Annotated in this window: 7 protein-coding genes; 2 read left to right on the forward strand and 5 right to left on the reverse strand. The window is 45.1% G+C overall.

The window, feature by feature from the left end; genetic code table 11:
• Positions 1–1332, reverse strand: coding sequence for a Gfo/Idh/MocA family protein (locus tag P0M28_RS13950; protein ID WP_302210517.1), 1332 nt, complete (start codon positions 1330–1332; stop codon positions 1–3).
• Positions 1333–1512: 180 nt separating this feature from the next.
• Here P0M28_RS13950 and P0M28_RS13955 point away from each other — a divergent pair, with 180 nt between their 5' ends.
• Positions 1513–2676 (forward strand): Gfo/Idh/MocA family protein, encoded by a 1164-nt coding sequence (locus P0M28_RS13955; protein WP_302210518.1) that lies wholly within the window; start codon positions 1513–1515, stop codon positions 2674–2676.
• A 79-nt stretch (positions 2677–2755) separates the two neighbouring features.
• A complete protein-coding gene (locus P0M28_RS13960; protein WP_302210519.1) occupies positions 2756–3508 on the forward strand; it encodes a head GIN domain-containing protein in 753 nt (250 codons plus the stop codon).
• On the opposite strand, the gene P0M28_RS13965 is transcribed toward P0M28_RS13960, so the two are convergent.
• From P0M28_RS13965 to P0M28_RS13980, 4 genes are all read right to left on the reverse strand, one after another.
• Entirely contained in the window at positions 3505–4116 is a 612-nt protein-coding gene (locus P0M28_RS13965) for an HAD family hydrolase (RefSeq protein WP_302210520.1), read from the reverse strand. The two genes, P0M28_RS13960 and P0M28_RS13965, sit on opposite strands and share 4 nt — an antisense overlap.
• A 91-nt stretch (positions 4117–4207) precedes the next feature.
• Entirely contained in the window at positions 4208–4456 is a 249-nt protein-coding gene (locus P0M28_RS13970) for a hypothetical protein (RefSeq protein WP_302210521.1), read from the reverse strand.
• A 70-nt stretch (positions 4457–4526) separates the two neighbouring features.
• Positions 4527–5654, reverse strand: a complete 1128-nt coding sequence (corA, locus tag P0M28_RS13975) for a magnesium/cobalt transporter CorA (RefSeq protein ID WP_302210522.1) — start codon at positions 5652–5654, stop codon at positions 4527–4529.
• Between the two features lie 366 nt (positions 5655–6020).
• Entirely contained in the window at positions 6021–15692 is a 9672-nt protein-coding gene (locus tag P0M28_RS13980) for a T9SS type A sorting domain-containing protein (protein WP_302210523.1), read from the reverse strand.
• Positions 15693–16045: the final 353 nt, after the last annotated feature.

Consider the following 16045-nt stretch of genomic DNA (forward strand, 5'->3'; position numbering starts at 1 on the left):
TTAAACTGAAGGAAGCTTCCACTTTCCATGGTACGCTGCTTTTAAAAGAGCGTTGGCCTCCGTATCATCTTTAAACTGACCTTGCGCTTCGTCCCAATGAACTTTACGCCCGGTCTTGAACGCAATATTACCCAACTGGGCATTTACAGCAGCTAGACGACCTACCTCAATACTGCAAATGGGTTTTTCCCTGGTCTTAATGCTTTTAATAAAATCGAGCGAGTGTTTGTCTAGTCCACTGGCCCCCCGGCGATTCTGCACCGGTAAAGCTTCCGCTTTATATTTTCCATCTTCGGTTTCAGGAATTACTTCCCATTTGTTACGATCTACCACTAAAGTACCCAAGTTTCCGATGAAGGCCACACCGTGACCACGGCCGTAGGGCCCTAGATCAATACCCATCGCGTGCTCCCAAAGCATAGAAAAGTCTTCAAACTCGTAGACCGCCTGCATGGTATCTGGGGTTTCCTGAGCATCATCCGGGTAGGCCAGCTTACCTCCCGAAGCGATTACCGATTTAGGAGCAGTAGCATTCATTCCGGCCAAAACCATATCTATGAGGTGCACGCCCCAGTCGGTCATTAAGCCTCCGGCATAATCCCAAAACCAACGAAAGTTAAAGTGGAAACGATTTTTGTTAAATGGTCGATCTGGTGCTGGCCCTAGCCACATATCGTAGTTGACTCCAGCAGGTGGTTCATCAAGATCGGGCACCATCGGAACAGGGGGTACCCAGCCCATGTAGGCCCAGGCTTTTACCAATCTGATCTTACCTAGTTTTCCCGAATTAACGTAAGCCAAAGCTTGATCCCAGTGTTCGTCACTACGCTGCCACTGTCCGACCTGCACAATTTTATTGTAACGTTCACCTGCTTTCACCATCAGATTGCATTCCTCAATGGAGTTGGCGATGGGTTTCTCTACGTATACATCCTTGCCAGCTTCACAGGCATCTACCATCATCAGGCAGTGCCAGTGGTCAGGGGAACCGATAATAACCGCGTCAATATCTTGTTGCTCCAGCAACTTGCGATAATCACCGTAGGTTTTAGGGCGCGTACCCGTCATTTTCTCAACTTCGCCAGCGCGTTTTTCTAGCACATTGGCATCCACATCGCACAAAGCCGCACACTCCACATTAGGAATGTTTAGGTGCGCCCTCAGATCGGTAAAGCCCATACCGTTGCAGCCAATTACTCCTAAAGTGATTTTCTCATTAGCCGAGAAAAGTTTAGCCGCTTGGCTTCCGATGGGCAGTACCGAGGCTAGGCTGCCACCCGTTACCGCCACTGATGATTGCTTGATGAATGTTCTTCGGTTAGGTTTCTTCATATTAAAAATCGCTTTAGAGAAGACGGTGAAACTGGGTAGTAGGTGCTTTTCCGGGTAGGAAAATAGCTTATGTGTCACAAATTTATAAATTTGTGGATAATGCACTATTTTTTAAAAAAGTAATTTTTCGGGCTTCAGCAGAAGTTCTATTTATTAAAAAAAACTAAACCTAACAACTTTATGAACCGACGACTAAGAATGGGTATGGTAGGCGGAGGCCGGGGTGCCTTTATCGGAGGCGTTCACCGTATTGCTGCTGCTATTGACGGCGAAATAGATTTAGTATGCGGAGCTTTTAGCAGTAGCCCGGAGAAATCAAAAGCTTCGGGAGCCGATTTATATTTGCCACCCGAGCGGGCTTACGGCAGTTATCAGGAAATGATTGAGAAGGAAAAAGAACTACCCGAAGGAGAACGAATGGATTTTGTGTCTATCGTTACGCCTAATCACATGCACGTACCGCCCGCCAAGATGGCACTGGAGAACGGCTTTCCGGTAATCTGCGATAAGCCCGTAGCTTTCAGCTTGGAAGAAGCTAAAGAATTGAAAGAAGTGATAGAGCGCACCGGACTTACCTTTGCACTTACTCATAACTACACCGGTTACCCGATGGTGAAACAAGCTCGGGACATGGTAAAAGAAGGTAAGTTTGGAAAAATCCGAAAGATTGTGGTTGAATATCCGCAAGGCTGGCTCTCCCGAACGGTAGAAAAAGAAGATTATAAGCAGGCCGTGTGGCGAACCGACCCCAAGCAAGCGGGTATTAGCAGCGCAATGGGCGACATTGGTACTCACGCTGAGAACTTAGCCGAGTACATTACCGGACTACAAATTAAAGAGATGTGTGCCGACCTTACCTCCTTCGGCGAGGGGCGGGAACTAGACGACGACGGAAATATTCTGCTTCGCTTTGATAACGGTGCTCGAGGTGTGCTACACGCTTCGCAGATTGCTGCGGGAGAAGTGAACGACCTGAACATTCGGGTGTACGGCGAAAAAGGCGGTTTAGAATGGCATCAACAGATCCCTGATGTGCTTACCGTGAAATGGCTGGATCAACCCGACCACGTGTACCGAGCCGGGGGCGACCGGGCTTACTTAAGCGAAAGCGCCATGGCGCACGTGCGTATTCCGGCTGGGCACCCCGAAGGCTACTTGGAGGGTTTTGCCAATATTTATCGCAATTTCGCTATGACTCTTCGAGCCCGAATGCAAGGCCAGGAGCCTAACCCTCAGCATTTAGATTTTCCCGATATTGAAGATGGCATCCGGGGTATGGCTTTTATTGAAAATGCGGTAGCCTCCAGCAAGAGCGACCAGAAGTGGTATCCGTTTACTATCTAACTCAAAAATTTTTATGCTCGAGGTAGGGTAGCTGCCCAGTAATCGGTAATAGTGATGTACATGAACTTTACTAACTATTATGAAGAAGCACTCTATCTTACCTAAATTACTTGTATTTGCAGCCATTACCCTTACTGCTACTGGTTGTTACATCGATGTAGACGATGATGATGGCTTTAATATCGGCCCTAGTGTTCGTGGCTCGGGTAATGTTATTACTGAAGGGCGGATATTAGACTCTTTCAGTCGTATTGAAGTTGAGGGAGCAGCCAATATTTTTATTAGTCAGGGGAGTGACCAGACCATAGAAATTGAAGCCGATGACAATATCGTTCCGATTATTACCACTCGGGTACGGGGCAACGAACTAGAGATCAGTAGCTCACAGGGCTACCAAAGTAATAATCCGGTTAACGTATATATTACTATTTCGGAAATTGAAGGCATTCGCATTGATGGTTCAGGCGATGTGTTTGGTGAAACCCCATTAGGCGGTAATGGGTTAGATTTGGAAATAGAAGGTTCGGGTGATATGGATTTGGAAGTATTCTATACACAGTTATCGGTAGAAAGTAGTGGCTCCGGCAATTTTCAGATGTTTGGCGAAGTGGAAGGTCAGAACATTCGTATTTCCGGTTCGGGGAACTATCAGGCCCGTGATTTAGATTCTAAGAACTGCGATATCCGCATTGCTGGAAGTGGCAACGCAGCGGTAGCTGCTTCCGAGTTTCTTAAAGCCGAAATCCGTGGCAGCGGTAATATTGTGTACTACGGCAGCCCCGAAGTAGATAGCTCAGTGAGTGGCTCGGGAAATATTATCTCTTCACGCTAGAATACCACTCCAGCACTTTTTAAGACCTCCGCCAAATTAGAAGGTTTTTCAAGCCAGGCTGCCCGGAGGCCACAGCTTCGGGCGGCTTCTACATTTTCCTGACGGTCATCTACGAACAGGCACTGCTCACCTTGCTGACGGGTAATCCACAGCACTCGCTGAAAAATATCGCAATCAGGTTTCATTACTCCCATGTAGCACGAACTGAAGAAGTGCGGGATGGATTCGTGCAAATGATAGGTATTAATCCGGTATTCATTCAACGCCAGCGATTCATTGTTAACCGTAGCCAGTTGGTACTTGTCTGATTTGGCTAAACGCCGCAGTAATTCCAGATTTTCCGTATGCGGCTGCGATTGGGTTTCCATGAAGTCAGTATACTCCTCAATGGTAAAAGACCGAGACTCAGTGAATACTACCTGATTTAAGTATTCTTTGAGCGAAACTCGCCCACACTCGAAATTTCCTACGTGCTGCTGATGCCTTTCTTCTACCTCCTCGTAATCGTACTGAAAAGTGGTGGCGGCGGCTTCGCGAGTAATATGATCCCAACCGTTGGTTAGTAAAACCCCGCCTACATCAAAGAATATCGTAGTAATCTCACTCATAGTTTATATTTTTCATCAAGGTGCAAAAGATCAAGGCAGCACTTGGTCTGACAACTTCTATCATAAAAAAGCCCCTGGAGGGGCTAATAATCTATGACTTATTTCCGTAAGACGGCTGATCAATTTTTACCTTATCGGTATTCCGGTTCGGGTTTTTCAGTGGGGCTTTGCTCGGATCAGGGTTTCCCTGCCCATCGGTGAATTGCTCTCGTAACTCCTGCTCCCGTTCTAAATCAACCTCGCCTACTTCCTTAATTGAAGCTTTGTCTTGCTGAGGAGTGGTTCCTGAAGGTTCACCTTTTGCTTGCTTTCCGGTGGTGTTTGTATCTCGCTGTGGCATTATTCAAAAAATATTATGGGTTAAAAAAATAGTTTTATACTTACATAACTCGACCAGCGACAGATAGTTATTAGAACCATTGTTTGGTACGCATCCAGATGTACATCAGCAACCCGGCTACTAGCATAGAACCCATTACGGTAGGGTAACCCCACTTCCACGCTAACTCGGGCATGTACTGAAAATTCATGCCGTAGATACCGGCCACAAAAGTGAGGGGAATAAAAATAGTCGCGATAATGGTAAGCGTTTTCATCACATTATTCATCTTATTACTGAGCATAGACATATACAGGTTCATCAATCCATTCAGTATTTCCCGCTGGGTTTCCATCGTATTAATCGCTTGGTCGAGGTGGCTGTACACATCTTGGAAAAACCGGAGCGAGGCTTGCTCAACAAAACTTTCGTCGTTAATTAACTTGTTCAGTGCATCACGTAGCGGTAAAATACTTTTTCGGAGCTCAACCACATTTCGGTTGTAAAAAGTAATTCGCTCCATTGCTTCTTGAGTAGGATTACGGACAATATTATCTTCCAGTAGTATAAACTGCTCGTTGTATTCTTCTATCACAGTGTAGTAATTATCTACAATTACGTCCATAAGTGCGTAGAGCAGGTAATCTACCCCTCGCTTTCTAATACGGCCCTTTGCCACTTCTAGGCGCTCTCGCACTGGGTCAAACACATCTTTTCGGTGTTCTTGAAAAGAGATCAACACCTGAGGGGTAAGAATAAAGCTAATGTGCTCCCGCTCTATGTAGTGAGTTTCTTTATTAAAATTGAGCATTTTCAGCGTGATGAATAGGTAACCGTCGTAGTTTTCATACTGTGGGGAAAGTATGGTATTCAGAATGTCTTCGGTCACCAGCAGGTGCAATTTAAAGTGATCCCCAATTTCTTGTACTACCGAGGTATCGTGAATAGCACTTACATTGATCCAGTTGGCCTGTTCGGGATCAATCTCAGCTAGCACCTCCGATACTTTATCAAAAGTACGGTTCTGGAACTCGCCTTCACTGTATTGGTAAAGCGTAAACTCAATAGGCTCGTCAACATTCTTTCCGGTATAAATAAGTGTACCGGGAGCTACTCCAGCGTGCTTACTAATACGATAGTCTTGCCGAAGAGATAATGATTTACGAATAAACTGAATGGGAAGTAAGCGGAGCAGCTGCTTCTGAATTTGTTTTCTCATAAGTAGACTTCGTTACAAGGTATAATGACATTGCATCTTAGGGACACTTTCCCGGATGAGCAAAAGCGACCGACGCCCGGCGAATTCCGGCAAGAGCATTTCACGTTTGTCCCCAAGTTAATATGTTATTACAACTAGGTATTACGAAGGTACGGAAGCCTGCTTATACGTGGATTAATTCCCAAATACATCTATTGCGTAAAAAAAGGGTTACTAAATAATTCTCAATGTCATCTCTACGGAGATATCTAGTCGGAATGACATTAAGGATTTGCTTTCGCGTTCTATAAAAAGGCCGTACCTGCTCAAGGCGGGCACATAATTTTCCGCAGTAAAGCATTTATTCCGCTTTACTCTTCCAATGGTTTAGCGAATAATTACTTTCCGTTGAAGGTTTACATTGCCCTGTTGAATATCTACAAAGTACAGTCCGGAAGGCTGTCGTCTCTGCTGGTTTAACTTTACTCCCAACACCAGATTTTCGGTAGGTACTTGTATGACTTCTAACGCATTTCCAAAAAGGTCTATTAGTTTTACCGTAGCAACCGCCCCGGAAGGCAAACCCTCTACCTGAAGCGTTATTACACCTTTGGTTGGATTAGGAAACACCCGAATATCGAGCACCGATGTATTTAGCGGGGAAAACCCGTCTACTTCTACGCTAGCCGTTTTGGAATGCTCAAATCTGCCGTCAAAATCTACCTGACGCAGCCGATAGTAGATAGTTCCGACCAGCGGATTTTCATCTTTATAAGAATACGATAGCACAGTTGTGCTATTACCGGCACCATCTACAACACCAATTGCCTCCCAAGATTTTCCGTCTTTTGATCGCTGCACCTCAAAGAAGTCGTTATTCTCTTCCGATGCGGTTTTCCACTTCAGCAGCACACTAAACCGCTGGGCTTCCGCCGTAAATTCTAAAAACTCTACTGGAAGAGGATTGGCCGCGGTAGTAGAACCCATCGTGACCACATTTTCGGAAAATGAGATAGCTACTGCTGAAAATAGCTTTCCGAATGACTGGCTCCCCTGTCCACCGCTGGCTCCTGTATGACCACCGAACCCGGCATTGTCCCAATGCGATCCGGCGTCATCCCACCACATTACTCGGAGGTCATCGTAATCGGCTACCGTAGCAGAAACGTCACTGCCGCCGTCCCAGCTTAGATTTATTTCAGCAGTCACTAGTCCCGATGGAGTCGCACCAGCATCGTCGCTCACAATCCAGTATTCCCCCTGGCTAATGGTTTCAATTGTTTCGCCATCATTGGAAGGGGTCATATTATCTACTGCTGCAACACTCACTTGAGCATTCTGCTGAAAGTACTCAGCTCTCCATGTAAGTGTACTGCTACTACTTACATTTTCTACTTCTAAAGGTGCGTAGCGACCCTTTCCAATGGGGAACTCAAACGACCCACCATTAACGATAACTTTTCGCACTTGGCCACTGACGTAAGAGGCTGCACTACCACCATTAGGGGTAACATTGGCTAACTGAGCTAATGTGAAGGTATTACTACCATTGTTCACAATACCATCAGCCAATTGAAGCTCTGTATTAACCTCGGCACTTCCGGTAAGACTTACCCCCGCCCCATTGTCAATTTGCAAGCGGTGGAAGGCTGCTGCTCCAGTAAATGCACCACTTACCGTCTGAGTAGTACTTCCGGCTAGTGATAATACTGCGCTCCCGCTTCCCCCGCTAAAGGTACCACTGACGAAAGCTACGTTACCACCTACCGAGAAAGTACCCGCTGAACCTACATTTAGTAATCCGCTGTTCACGGTCAATCCATTTCCTATGCTTTTGCTTCCAGTGTTACCGTTGAAGCTACCACCAGTGACGGTTAAATTATTATCTACTGTTAGCACTCCACTACCGTTATTAAACGTGCCAGAATTTAGCAACAAGTCGTTTTGAACAGTGACTGATTGGTTGTTAGGATTGTTGAATGTAGGCCCAGTAATCGTAAAATCATTACACACCGTTAACGTGTTATTAGGAAGATTGCGTGCCCCCGAACCACTCAGGGTTAGGTTGCGTAACTCGGTGAGTCCACCTTCTATACTATAGTTGCCCGTACCGGCATATTCTAGGCCACCACCCGAACAACTGAAGAAATCAGTGTAAAAACCAGCGGGCATAACCGCGCTATTGTCATTGCTAATTATTCGTATATCCCCCGCACCACTTACTGTTCCTAAGCTATGACCGAAGGTATCATCTACCTCCAAAACACCTCCGGCTTCAATAGTAGTGCGATATGCCCGAATGCTGTTCTGATCAAAAGTGAGTACATCGCCACTTCGAACAATAATGATAGAGCCTACCGGCCGATCGCCAGGACCTAAAGGTGGGGCACCTCCAATCGGATTCCAAGTAGTGTGATCAGTATAATCTCCTCCGGTTCCCGTAGTTTCATAGGTAGGTACTTCATCGGGGATGGCATCAGGAAAACCAGCCGTATAGTCCCCAGTGATGTTAGCATCCGTAACATTACTGAAAGGAAACTCAATAGTATTATCGGTAGTGTTGACATTGGAGGTAGGCAGAGATTTATCCCAGAAAGTATCGTTTTCGTACAAACGAGCTGGTATGTAACTTGTTTCTGGGTAATCAGAAACGGCTACATCAGCCTGATCGTAGGTCATGGTAGCTGTTGCGGTAAAATTAGTGAGGTCAGCCGCTTTTACAATCCAGTGGTACTGTAGTACGTTATCAGCATCTACAATTTCTGGCGTTTCCGAATCGTTGACAATACTTGGGTGCATTTCGTTGGCGGGGCGCACGGTGATACTTCCCGCGTCACTGCTAGTAATATCAAACTCTACCGGAGTATATTTGGTCTGCCCAATAGGGAACATGAGTGGGGTAGCGGAAGCTACGGCGTTGAAATTACGACGCACCCCATTATCTGTAAACGAACTATTAGTCTGAATCATGTTAGTTGCCCCAAAGGTATTCACCTCTTCAATAGTGGCATCAGCGGTAATGGTTAGCAGACTACTACCGATATCAAATACACCTAAGCTTAGCCTTAGCGTATTATCAATTGTAAAGTTATAACCGTTATTGTCCGGTATACGTATCCCGTTACTGTTATTGATGGTTAGCTTTCCAAAGGTACTGCTCCCGGGAACTGAGCGGGTAATCTGTTGCTGACTACTTCCGGCAAATACAATTCCTTCTCCCCCGGTAGCTGAGGTAACGTGTGTACCATCATGAATCATATTTCTTTGCAAAGTGATCGTGTTACCACCATCGTCCAGCGTACCATCGGCTAGATTAAGATCATTGGTGATCACAATGTTGTGCGCTGATAGGGCAACCGTATTGTTGTTGGTTTGGGTAACATTAAAGAAAGTAGTTGTAGCACTACCACTAACCTGTTGATTAGCTGAGCCACCAAAGGTAGTAGTGTTACCATTCGCAGTAAACGTACCATTATTGACCAAATCGCCGCCCATAAGTAGACCTAATCCGTTTGCATCTAGCCCGGTACCACTATTGATGGTTAAGTCTCCATTGATTGTTAGGTCTCTAACTTGTATCTGTACGGTTGGACTATTAGTACTATTGATGACCAAATTGTTTAGGGCAACCGTTGAATTGATACCAATCGTTTGCCCTACCGGGGTAGATGTCCCTCCTAGATTGATAGTAGAACCAAACACGCTAGATGATGCTGGCTCCAGCAATAATGAAGCTACCGTGGGTGTAGTGCCGTTTTGGCTCATGATAGTAAAATTACCCCCAGTGAGTGTAAACTCACTTCCGGCATTAGTCACTTCAAACACCCCTCGGTCTTCTTCAAACACACCTAGGTTATCCCCTTGGGTACCTACTTCTACGGTGCCCCCAGTCTGCCGGTATTTGAGCACGCCAGATAAATTAGATGTGCTGCGACGGATTTGTGAACCCACAGTCAATGTACCATCGCTTACTTCTAATTCGGCATTGCCCGAGGCGGTGTATTCAATAAAGTTGTTACCATTGTTAGCAGCATCGTCCAGGTCTAGTGTACCGCCACTTACGCGTAGCAATCCATCCAAAATAATTCCGGTATCGTCACCCACTACGCTAACCGTACCCTGCTGTATCTCCAATCCGCCCGAGCCGGAAGAAGCCACCGGATTGGCGGTATTGGGTAGCAAGAAATCACCGGTAGATGCATCCGTGAGGGTGATACCGATAGCCGGATCATTAATGATTAGTGTACCATTAAGTATTTCAACTGGTTGCTGACCTATTGCTGAAGGTTGAGGAATGTTAAAGTCGTTATTGAACGAAAAAGTAGAGTCTTGATTAGTGCCTTTATTTACTATCAGACGATACAAATCCATTACCGGGTTATCGGCTCGTGTATAAGTGGCGTTGTTGTTACCAATGAGTTCAAGCACTGCATGGTCTCGGTTAGCCCCGGTTCCATTATATAAATCTATCTGTCCTCGGTCTTGCTGAATATTACCACCAACCTGAAGGGTATGTAGTACTACGTTTCCTGCATCGTTGTTGTCATCTACACGAATTTGATCACCGTTGTTGTCCATGAGTATATTTCCTTCAATGCGCAACGTCCTTCCTGGACCCGAGTCAGGAAATACTACATCATCGCCCCGGTTATTAGTTGTCATTACTAAATTATTACCAACTGTAATGTCACCGGTAGCAAGGTTGCTCAGCCTTAAAACACCACCTTCCCTAATCGTCAGGTTTCTGTTGATAGTTATATCTTCTTGGAAGACAAGGCTGCGTCCATTACCACTTTGACCCTTAATGTTAACATTAGGATATATTTCTGGGAAAGAGGTAGGTAGGAAGACAGCCGTGTTGTTATTATTATATAGATCGTAATCAAAACGGGCAAATCTGTTAGCAGCAAACTCCCCAAAGTCGGCGGTTATATCAGCCACAACTATGTTAGAGACAGATGGGTCGGCATTACACGAAGTACAGCCCACTTGCACGTTGAAAGTACCATTACCACTTACTTTCCCTATATTGATATTATGCGCGTTATTTCTCTCTATGATTAGTTGTGGCTGAAATGAATCATCATTCACAACAATATCGCCGTTGGCATTAGTTACCTCTTCCGAAAATATAAGCTCGGCTAAATCTAGATCTTGATTCAAGAAAAACCAATGAGCTCTTTGAGCATTATCAGTCGTTGAATTGGGGTTTTGTAATCCAAAGGCCATAATTGCAATATCACCGGCTTGTGGGAAATTACCATCATTAGTAGACGAATAATGGCCTACTGTTGACCAGAGGTTAGTTTCATTCCACCGGTCATTCTCGTTAAAGTCGGTGTTATTCCCGTCGTTCACTGTAGTGGAATAGTAAATCTCTGGTGCTCCCGCAAACCTAGCAGCCACTCCGGCGGTGTAGTTCGCATTTTCTAGAGGGAAACCAGTACCGGGGAAGGCATTGTCCCAGTTACCGTTTACTCTTTCAGCCGATAATTCAGGGGCACCTCCGTCATTGAATATTTTCTGTCCTCCAATTCCATCAATATCGTCGTTGGCATTGGTAGTAAGTGTAACCGGATCAACATTATCTGTATTATCTCCATTGAATATGATAATGTTACCAGGATTATTCCCCATGATATTACCATCTTCGGCAATGCCATCGTTACCGCTATTACCAGCGTGCCTAACTGCTTCCGCCAAACCGTCGTAAGAACGCGCGTACGTACCACCGTCCCGTACTTTACCGGGCACATAGTTAGCCTCAGTACCACTGACATCAGCTTGGTCATACTGGAACAGCCAAGAAACTGTTGGCTCTTCACTGGCGGCGTAACCCTCAAAATCTACGTTCCAGTAGTAAGACAGCAGGTCACCACCACTCAAGTCAGTGGTTTGTAGTTCACCTTCTACCGGACGGACGGTAATGTACTCATCACCATCCGTAGTGCCATTATCATGCAAGTAAACTACTGCCGGAGTATATTTATCCTTAATTCCAATAGGGAACCAGATCAGGTTTTGGTTTTGGTATTCGTGGTTTCTATTACCATAGCTAGGATCGAAGCCTACGTTTTGGGTATCATCAGTCCCATGTACATTAGATACTCGAGGTACTTTAATACTGAGTCCACCGTCCGAAGCATTCCCTTCAGTAAAGAAATATTGTTCAGCCCCGGCCCTGTTGTCACCGAAAAGGTTCTCACCATTGCCATTACGCAAACGGTCACTATCCCCATCATTTTCAGTATTTAAGTCAAAAATATCAACCTTCAGTCTGTACGTTCCAATATTTACTCCACCGTGTCGGTACGAAAAGCGAGTTACATTCAGATCACCACCTAAACGTAGTTCGTCGTTGCCTAAGTCAACCGTTATATTACCGATAGTTGAGCCAGTAGTAGCATTGATTAAAATAACATCTCCTACCGTACCAGCATCTTGCTCCCTCACTTCCAGAAAAGAGTTAACAGGATTGACCCCTTGCTCATACACTAGTAGGTTTCCATCAACATTAATTTCAGGGGCATAAACTCTTACAATGTAACCAAACGCATCATTCGTAGGGTCAATCTGATTCAAGGTAGAGCCACTAGCTATGGTTAACCCATTACTTATGTACAGCAGACGCGCTCCGTTTGAATCTAAGTTCTTACCGCCCACAGCGGTCTTAGCTCCAGCACCATCTTCAACGCCTGGGTTCTTTGCCTGCAATTGTATGATACCACCCGATTTATCAACTACTAAATTATAAATTGGTAAGCGGTAATCTACGTAGCTTTCATCTCCATCGGGGTCACTATACGTTGTTAATGATGCATCATAAGTGGTAATGTCACCAATGTAGAAAATTCCGTTTTCGGTACCATTAAAAGTAAGCGTTGCGCTACCTACATCATCAGTGGCATCGGTAAATAGATCTAATACTCCGTTATCTTCAATAGTTAAATTTCTTCCTACTTCCAAGTCGTAGCACGTGGTGCCATCGGGGCACAAATCAAGGTAGCCACCGTAGGTATTACCACCCGATGATCGAGTAGCGCCCGTCCTGATTCTCAAGTCATTTATAATCCGTAAGTCACTCTGCATTTCTACAGTATGGGTTTCTACCACAAAATCGTAGAAAGGTGCGGTAGTGTTAATTTCAACTGTACCTTCATAATCGGTATGTACCTGCCCACCGGTTATGTTGATGTTGCCAGGGTCTGAGCTAATATTAATTCCTCCGGCGGCCGCCCCACTATTATCGCGTATCAACAGCGTACCTCCAGACATAGTAAACACTCCGTTGGGGTCATCAATGCCGAATAGCGCAAACCCGCCGGATACTTCGCCGGCAACTCCGGTGTTTCCGCGCACATCTACTGTACCACCTGACTGGATGTAGCTGGGGATACCCCCACCCCCTCCTGCGGTTCTCATCTGGGACACGTCGATGGTTCCTCCTTCAATTTGTACAGTGCCGTTACTTGCTGACCAGAATATCAAGCCTGCACTGTTTCTTGTACTAAAGTATCCGGTTGAAACGCGAAGCGTACCGTAGACTGAAAGTGCCTGATTTGATCCACCGGTGGTTATTGTACTTCCAGAAGCATCAGCCACTTGGGTATTACCCGATGTGCTGTTGTCAGTGGCTGTTGAATACACAAAAACATTAGGCCCATTTAAGTGCAAGGCCGCACTGGCTCCAATTGCATAGTCACCGTTACCACCATTGGTATTACCTTCTGATAAGGTAGGAATAGAAATATTACCCGTAAGATGTAAGGTGCCATTGTGAATGAAGAGGGCTTTCCTTATTTCAGGATTAGCTGCCGAGAAAGGAGCATTATTTCGCCTGCCTACGTTGTTGGGACCAAATAAGCTAAAATATGATGTATTAGCTGAGTTGATAGTAAGCACGTAAGTCTGGTTGACACCTTTGTCTACTACTAAATTATAAAAGTCGGTAGTGCCATTGAGACTCACGGTATTATTAGTAGCCCCCCGAAAGCGGGTTGTTACCGCTCCTTGCGTAGAAAGCTCATTGTAAATAGGGGTAGTCTCGTTGGTAAGTCTCACCGTATTGTTATTACTGAAGTCTCCGTGTAGTATCAGTTGGTGGTAAATATTATGATATTCTCCTATTCCAGGTAAGTTTGTGCCAGATATACTAAACGTACCAATTGTATTGCCTGTGCCTACGCTCATGCTACCGTCGGTATCAACCAGAACGTTACCCATTACTTCCAGATCAAGGGGGATTGTCGCTGAATTATTGTTGATCTGCCAATCACCTTGGGTGACGGTTAGGTTACCATTGAGCGTAATGTTAGCCAGTTGCACTACATCGTTAGTGGCGGCAGTCATGTTGATGACTAGGTTATTCCACGTACGGGTTTGATCTAACGTAATCCCAGTACCGTATATTTCAACTGTACCTCCATTGACGGCATCAGCGAAGGAAGAGGCATCCCCAGCTGGAAAGTTGTCGGTACCAGCATTACCCGACATCCGGATACGCCCATTTCCAGAGATGAAGTTAAAATTATGTCCGTTTGTAGCAGCTATATTAATGCTCTCATCTATTCTAATAGAACCTATAGCAATGTTGTTAACGTTGGTAGTAATGTTATCACCCACTAAAATAAACACATTATCGCCAGGCCCAGGAATATCGTTACTGGGATTAGTTAATAACGAACCGGAAGGGTCGGTCGTCCATACATCAGGGTCACTCCAGTTACCTGTTTGGTATGAGTACCAATTGTCTCCGGGTAATCCTTCTATCGGACTATCAGTAGTATTAGTAGTGCCTATCGTATAAGTACCATCAATAAGGTTAGCATCCGCTACCTCAAAAGATATTCTGTAACCCAAAACTGTCTTACTCGCTACGGTTACCGCTTCGTAGTTACCACTACCGGTGTTTAAGCGCAATAATTCATAGTTGTTAGCCTCTTGCGGAAAATCGCCACTAATTCCTTCTCGAAAATCAAACGTAAGCGTGGCATCAAGTGTACCAGCAGTGGTTTTATCTATGTACCAGCTACGGGCCCAACGCTCAACAACACTTCCTGATAAGTTGGCAGTAGAGGTTGTATTGGTAGTATTATCATGCCCAGCCATCAGGTATTCACCATCGGTGTCTAGGCTTCCATTGTAGGCCCTTAAAATAAATCCGGCCGAATTAGCTACTGTGTGGCTAGTACCTCCATCGTGACCGATTCCGACAACATCAAATTCGTGCCCGCTAGATGCTGACTCATCATAGTAGTCGTTTACTCCTAGAGTAATATTATATTTAGCACTAAGGTAGTTATCTACGATGACCCTTTGGGGCGAATTGAGTGCAGTAGAGTAGACTACAAACTCAGCTATATCTATATCGTAAAAACTCGTTCTTTCCCGGGCCAACCCTGCCCCTGGATAGCTAGAAAGGGTTCCGCTATTGTTGCGAGTACCTAAAGTAATCCCGTTTTGAATGATTTTTCGCTGCTCAGTGGCTAGTCCTGCTTCTAAGCCGTGCATAAAGATACCAAACGTACCTTCGGTAGTACCTGGGGCACCTCCGGTCATGGCGGCATTATGGTCATTACCCCAATGATGAGCCATAAAGTTGGTACCGTTCCAACCAACGTGTAGGTTGGTATTGGTTGCACCATTAGTACCTCCCATCCATAGTCTACGTCCACCCGTTGATCGGCGAGCGGCTACTATCACTACTGTGTAATCAGAATTAGCGATTAGTGAACCATCAAACCCCAAAACGTCGTCAGATCCATCAAAGCGAATGACGGCCTTATCCGTATCAAAAATATTGGTCTGGAATAGGGGTTGCGCTGCAATAGTAGCTTGGGTAGCATTATTGGTATTACCAGAAACATCAGTCCAAGTACCTACGGCTGCGCCATTAGTTAACCCGAGGGATTGAGCATCCAGCCACATAACGTTTTGGGGTTGCCCGGAAGATCCGTCGGAGTTACCTACTCCGGCTGGTCCGGTCTGAGCCAACCCTGCCGTGCCACCTCCTACTTGAAACAAAATTGACAATAACAGTACAGCTTCTCGAATACTCATGCTTATTTTACAGTTTGCGTCAGGATCTCAATATTACGGGGAAGAAGAAAAGAAAAGAAAAGTTGCACAAAACGAAGGTGTAAGTCTTATTGCCTTTTTAATAATTTAGCCAGTTTACATCGTACTGTTTCATCAAAAAATCTGAATCTGCTAGTTTTCTGGAGCCTATTTAAGGAATAAGCTTATTCATTTAGAGCGTTTAAACCGGTCTAAATCACTATCAGGCTTATTACGCTCCGTTAATTACCTCAAGTCCGTCAGATACCTTTAATGTTGGATAGTTACTGACACTTGTAAGAATTCTTTCTTTTGCCCACTTTTTTATTTATTATTCTTCAAAGATTGCCCTACTC

The organism is Tunicatimonas pelagia (genome assembly GCF_030506325.1).
Classification (GTDB): Bacteria; Bacteroidota; Bacteroidia; order Cytophagales; family Cyclobacteriaceae; genus Tunicatimonas; species Tunicatimonas pelagia.

Excerpts from the sequence above, each read along its gene's own strand:
- P0M28_RS13955 (WP_302210518.1), top strand. The coding sequence starts at position 1,513 with ATGAACCGACGACTAAGAATGGGTATGGTAGGCGGAGGCCGGGGTGCC.
- P0M28_RS13970 (WP_302210521.1), bottom strand. The coding sequence starts at position 4,456 with ATGCCACAGCGAGATACAAACACCACCGGAAAGCAAGCAAAAGGTGAA.
- P0M28_RS13980 (WP_302210523.1), bottom strand. The coding sequence starts at position 15,692 with ATGAGTATTCGAGAAGCTGTACTGTTATTGTCAATTTTGTTTCAAGTA.
- P0M28_RS13960 (WP_302210519.1), top strand. The coding sequence starts at position 2,756 with ATGAAGAAGCACTCTATCTTACCTAAATTACTTGTATTTGCAGCCATT.
- P0M28_RS13965 (WP_302210520.1), bottom strand. The coding sequence starts at position 4,116 with ATGAGTGAGATTACTACGATATTCTTTGATGTAGGCGGGGTTTTACTA.
- corA (WP_302210522.1), bottom strand. The coding sequence starts at position 5,654 with ATGAGAAAACAAATTCAGAAGCAGCTGCTCCGCTTACTTCCCATTCAG.
- P0M28_RS13950 (WP_302210517.1), bottom strand. The coding sequence starts at position 1,332 with ATGAAGAAACCTAACCGAAGAACATTCATCAAGCAATCATCAGTGGCG.